The organism is Sphaerochaeta sp. UBA5836, from assembly GCF_002432845.1.
GTDB lineage: Bacteria > Spirochaetota > Spirochaetia > Sphaerochaetales > Sphaerochaetaceae > Sphaerochaeta.
The window spans coordinates 11,955-17,222 of sequence record NZ_DJGW01000083.1; the positions used below are offsets into that span (position 1 = coordinate 11,955).

6 protein-coding genes and 1 pseudogene are annotated in these 5,268 nt (G+C 51.7%); 1 reads left to right on the forward strand and 6 read right to left on the reverse strand.

Annotated features, from left to right (window positions below; all coding sequences use genetic code 11):
* Positions 1-634 (forward strand): annotated as a pseudogene (locus tag B3F49_RS07075) (DNA mismatch repair protein MutL); the annotation flags it as partial.
* On the opposite strand, the gene B3F49_RS07080 reads toward B3F49_RS07075, so the two are convergent.
* The 6 genes from B3F49_RS07080 to B3F49_RS07105 form a co-directional block, all read right to left on the reverse strand.
* Positions 631-1,218, reverse strand: a complete 588-nt coding sequence (locus B3F49_RS07080) for a hypothetical protein (RefSeq protein WP_293910064.1) — start codon at positions 1,216-1,218, stop codon at positions 631-633. The pseudogene B3F49_RS07075 and the gene B3F49_RS07080 sit on opposite strands and share 4 nt — an antisense overlap.
* On the reverse strand, positions 1,202-2,335 hold the full coding sequence (locus B3F49_RS07085) for a 1-acyl-sn-glycerol-3-phosphate acyltransferase (RefSeq protein ID WP_293910066.1): 1,134 nt from the start codon (positions 2,333-2,335) through the stop codon (positions 1,202-1,204). Before B3F49_RS07085 ends, B3F49_RS07080 begins: the two co-directional genes overlap by 17 nt.
* 3 nt (positions 2,336-2,338) lie before the next feature.
* On the reverse strand, positions 2,339-3,331 hold the full coding sequence (locus tag B3F49_RS07090) for a dihydroorotate dehydrogenase-like protein (RefSeq protein WP_293894873.1): 993 nt from the start codon (positions 3,329-3,331) through the stop codon (positions 2,339-2,341).
* Positions 3,332-3,481: 150 nt separating this feature from the next.
* Complete coding sequence (locus B3F49_RS07095; RefSeq protein ID WP_293894871.1) at positions 3,482-3,937, reverse strand: Lrp/AsnC family transcriptional regulator; 456 nt, start codon at positions 3,935-3,937, stop codon at positions 3,482-3,484.
* A 6-nt stretch (positions 3,938-3,943) separates the two neighbouring features.
* On the reverse strand, positions 3,944-5,026 hold the full coding sequence (serC, locus tag B3F49_RS07100; RefSeq protein ID WP_293894869.1) for a 3-phosphoserine/phosphohydroxythreonine transaminase: 1,083 nt from the start codon (positions 5,024-5,026) through the stop codon (positions 3,944-3,946).
* Positions 5,026-5,268, reverse strand: a 243-nt coding sequence (locus B3F49_RS07105; RefSeq protein ID WP_293910068.1) for an NAD(P)-dependent oxidoreductase, incomplete at its 5' end; no start/stop codon positions are given. The genes B3F49_RS07105 and serC, both read right to left, overlap by 1 nt.

Here is a 5,268-nt window from a genome sequence, read left to right on the forward strand (position 1 = left end):
TGACAGCGATTGGTTCCAGAAAGCGCGGGAGCTGCTTGACATGAAGTCTTCACGAAGTACCGAGCGTGAGGATATCTGGGCACAACAGGAAGACGACCAGGAATTTGTCTACCTCGGTCAGGCATTCAACCTCTTTCTGGTTGCCCAGAAGAAGGATGACCTCTACCTGGTCGACCAGCATGCAGCCCATGAGCGTCTGATCTTTGATGAGGTCAGGGAGAAGAAAAACGTCCAACAGTTGATGATTCCCCTCTCCTTCGAGGTGGAACGGGATGTGGATGCCTACTTGTTGGAAAGCCAGGATGTCTATTTGAATCTTGGCATCAAGTTGGAGCGGACCGAGGACCTGCTTTGGCAGATCACGGCCCTCCCTGCCTTGTACCGGAACATCGAATCACAGCTGATAGCCTTCATTCAGAAAACCACCGGTGACAGCCAGGAAGTTGAGAAAGGTCTCTATGCAGTGGTTGCCTGTCATGCTGCGATCAAGGCAGGTGACAGCATCGACCGAATGATGGCGATTTCTCTCTTGACCAAGGTATTCCAGCTCGATGAGCCCACCTGCCCTCACGGCAGGACGTTCGTAGTACGACTGAGCAAGGAAGAGCTGATGAAGGCAGTCCAGCGCATCTAGCGGGTGATGGTATACGTGGCGTTTTGTTTTTCTACATACACCACGGCTGTTTCGGCTGTCTCATCGATGAAGAAATCAGAGTCGGGTTCCAGCTGGTGAGTGGAAAGCAGGGCGCCGCCTCTGTCATACAGGCTCAGCAGGGCTCCTGTTGTCGCAAGGGTGAGTGTATGGGTCGCTCTATCATACGCAACCAGTTCCTTGAAGGTCGGATAGTCGACTACAAAGACCTCTTCGAGTGTCTGCCCGTCACTACTGAGAATCGAGAGGCTCCATTGACCTTTGGGAAGCAGCACATCACTGCCCATCGAAAGCGGACCGATGGTATAGGTGCTTCTCTCGTCTGAGCGGGCCTTCACCACCCAGGAGCTTTTCTGATTGCCGGCAACGACATGAACCTGTTTCTCAGCCGGCTGTCCTGTCAGGGTGAACACAAGCGTCAAAAGCTGCTCCTTCCTGCCCTCTGCTGGATGGACGTGGATCGCTACGTTTGTTTGCAGGTCTACCAGCGCAAGCTCCTCCCTGCTGCAGGAAGCAAGCAGGAGGAGCAGCAGCAGGAGAAATACAGCACTATGCCTGTGTGGCAAGGAAGGACCGCACCGGATTCGCATATGCATTGAGCGCGTAGAGTCTGACATCCTCCCGTGCACCCTTGAACCGATAGAGGAAGGCCTCCCTATCGAAATCCTGATACGACGGGGCAAACATGTCAGTACCCTCCAGATAGTCATAGGCAAACAAATTGGTAGGCCACAGCTTATAGAGCTGGTGGATTTGCCGGTCGATTAGCCGGGCAACCTGGTCGGAATTCTCAAAGTCGCCTTGCAGGGGTTTGCCGAAGGCGATGTGTACGTTGCCCTTGTATCCTTTCATCCCCCGGGAGATGGAGATGAGGTCCTCATATCGTTTCTTGGTGTGTTCACCGCTTTTTATGCGTGCAACTTCCTCTCCCGCCTTGAGGAGATCACATGGATCATATTCATAACTTACAGCCACGGGAACGATGCGGCAGCTGTTCACCACGTCACTGAAACTTCGACCCTTCGATTTCTGGGAGAGATGCAACATTTTTATGATGGCAGGGGTGGTGACATCAAGTCCATCTTTGGCACGACCGCTTTTCTGGGCGACCCAGATGGACTTGTTCTCCTCAGTGATCAATTCAACAAAGTAGGAGCTCAAGCGGATGGACTCCAAATACTTCTCACGCATGGGAAGAGTTCTTTTGACAGTCACCCCGCCGTTGAGCTTGAAGAGATCGGTGATAAACTGATTGGTCAGCAGATTGTCTCCGATAGCCATCTCGCACAGCATACGGTCGCCTTGGAGCAGAGCCATGTCGATCAAGGCGCAGTCAAGCACGATATCCCGATGATTGCTCATGAACAAGTAGGAAGTATCCTTTTTGGTATGCTCGGTACCACTATAGGTAAACGCATGCATACTCTTTTGGATGATTGCAGGTATAAAAATACCTGCGGCGATATGCCGCTGAAAATCATCGTAGGTTTCGACTTTTTCCAGAATTCCGGCAATATACGCTGCGTTTTGGGCAAGCTGTTTCTGTTGCTCGGCGGATTCGGCAGGCCCCAGCGATGCCAGAATCTTATAAATGGCATCCTTGTTCTCCAGAATGCGAGTTATGGCGTCGCGGACATCCTGCCCCCGGTAGGGAGCGATATCCTTATACTTGGTAATTTCCATGGCTCAACCCTTTTGTGCATCCAGAATTGACTTCATATACTGCACGCGTTCCCACTTGGCTGGATCGGGCATACGCTCCTGTGCGAGTTTTCCATTGAAGTCAGAAATCATGGAGTAGGAGTGTGAATCCATCCATTGTGCAAGCTCCGACTCTATTTTGGCTACCGCAGAGAGTCCCTGTTTGAGAAGCACCGAGCACAGCTGAACGGCCTTGGCCCCGGCAAGCAACTGCTTGACTACAGTACTGCCGCTATGAATACCTGTGGATGCGCAAATATCGTAGCGAACCTCGTCGCTCATCAATGCGGTCCACCTCAGAGAAAGTGCATATTCATCCTTGCTGCTGAGCATGTGGGCTGGCACCAAGGAGAGTTTTTCAATATCGATGTCGGGGCTGTAGAATCTATTGAAGAGAACCACTCCATCGATGGAAAGTTCGTCGAAACGGCGGAGCATGTTTGCAAGGGATGAAAAGGCAGGCCCCATCTTCAGGCTCAACGGAAGCTTGATCTGCTTTCGGGCGGCCTTGACCAGAGAGAAATACTCTTTCTCAATGGCCGCACCATCGACCTCCACATCGGCGGCAACCACATAGTGGTTGAGCTCGATGGCATCGGCGCCGCAGGCGGCGAAGCGATTGGCATATTCAATCCAGCTGCCGCTCTGGCGACAGTTGATGGATGCGATCACAGGAATCTCCAATGCCTGTTTTGCGTCTTCAAGCAGGGTCAGATATGCATCGATATGACGCTCCATGCTTGCACTCTTTACAAAGCCATACGCATCAGCATGGGCCAGGTAGTCTTGCGCCCCGTCAACGGCAGAGTCGCTGTCCAATTCGATCTGTTCCTCAAAAATGGATTTTAAAACCACAGCGGAGAGACCTGCGTCTTCACAGCGCTTGAGGTTGTCCAACGATGCGGTCAGGGGGCTGCTTCCTGCAATAAGGGGGTTCTTCAGTTTTAATCCAAGATATGATGTAGACAGGTCTGCCATGCTTTTCTCCTCAACTCGTACAACTAAGCAGTGCCCTCCGGCACAGTCGGAACAACTATACCATGAATATGACTTTTTCTCCAGTCAACTTGGCATCCGAGCATAAAAAATGGGTGCCCGAAGGACACCCACACGAAAAGGTACACCCATCTACAGGATATAGGGAATCTTGAAATTATGGGATTGATAGACAACAAAGGTTTCAACTTCGGAAATTTCGCTGATCTTATCAAGTTCAAACTTGAAAAAATCGAGCAGGCTCAAGCCCTCTTCCTCGCTGAGCACCAATTGGACGATAAGATCGTAGCGACCGGTAACCACGGCAGCAGAGATGACGCCTCGCAGTTCAGAAAACTCCTTGGCTTTCCGTTCCAGATCCAGTGTTTTTAGTTTCACGCCCATCATCACGACCTGAAGCCCCGGAATGGTTTCAGGGTTGATCAGGCCGGATATCTGGAGCACCCCCTCATCAATCAATTTATTGACCCGTGAGCGAACGGTATTCTCTGTGATGCTCAGCTCTTCAGCGATGGCACTGAACGGTTTTCGCCCATCACACAGCTGTCTGATAATCGCCTTGTTCGTCTCGTCCATCTTTACTTTCATGTCTTATCACCCATTTTTCCTTTCGAAGTCCTTCATGAACTGAGCGAGCGCTACTGCATCCTCTACAGGCAGTGCATTGTACAGGCTTGCACGCAACCCTCCAACGGATCGGTGGCCCTTCAGTCCAAGCATCCCCAGCTTCTTGGCTTCCCCAAGGAATTTCTCTTCCAGCTCTTCACTGGGCAGACGGAACACAAGGTTCATCTTCGAGCGGAAAGCAGGATCGACCGGGCTATGGAAGAAGGAAGAGGAGTCGATGACATCATAGATAAGCTTGCTCTTTTGGTCAGCGCGCTTTTGCATGCCGACGGTGCCTCCATTTGCCTTGATCCACTCAAGCACGAGCTTCACGGCCCAGATGGCGAAAACAGGTGGAGTGTTGTAGAGCCCCTTCTCCTTGCTGTGCAGACTATAGTCCATATATGCAGTGAGATTGGTGTTCTGTCTCTCAAGCATGGATTTCTTCATGATGATGAAAGTAGCTCCTGCAGGACCAAGATTCTTCTGGACACCGCCATAAATCATGGAAAACTTATCCACGGGAACCGGCCGGCTGAAAATATCACTGGACATATCGGCAATGAGAGGAACAGAGCCGGTATCCGGCCAGTCCTGCCACTCGATGCCCCCGATGGTCTCATTCGAGCAGAGATAGAGATAGCTGGAATCCTTGCTCGGCTTGACGGTCTTCGGATCGGGAAGCGATGTATACTTGTTGGCCTTGCCGTCATAGTAATAGTTCACGTTGCCAAGCTTTGCAGCATCATCGGCAGCCTTGTTGGACCAGGTACCGCTTCTGATGTAATCGGCTACAGTCCCGGGGCGGAGGAAGTTCATCGGAATCATGGTGAACTGCAGCGTCGCGCCGCCGCCGAGGAAATAGACATCGTACTCGTCGCTGATGCCAAGCAACTCCTTGAAAAGGGCAAGGCACTCATCGTACATATCCTCGAACATGCCACCGCGGTGACTTGCTTCTATCATGGACAACCCTTGGCCGTTGTATTCAACCATTTGGTCACGAAGCTTCTCCAACACCTCCACCGGCATTACCGAGGGGCCTGCAAAATAATTCTTTTTGCGTTCCATCAGATTTTTCCTCCCTTCTTCAACTCATTCATGATTTCACATACCTCATCGCTGATACGGCCGAGGTTCTCTTCACTATTGGCACCGGCATGCGGGGTGAGCGTCACGTGCTCTGCCTTGAGAATCGGGTAGTCTTCAGCAGGGGGGTCGGTAGGATACACATCGGTGCAGTACCAAGCGACAGTTCCCTTCTCAAGGGCTGCAACCATGTCGGCGGCATCCACACACAGAGCCCTTCCGGT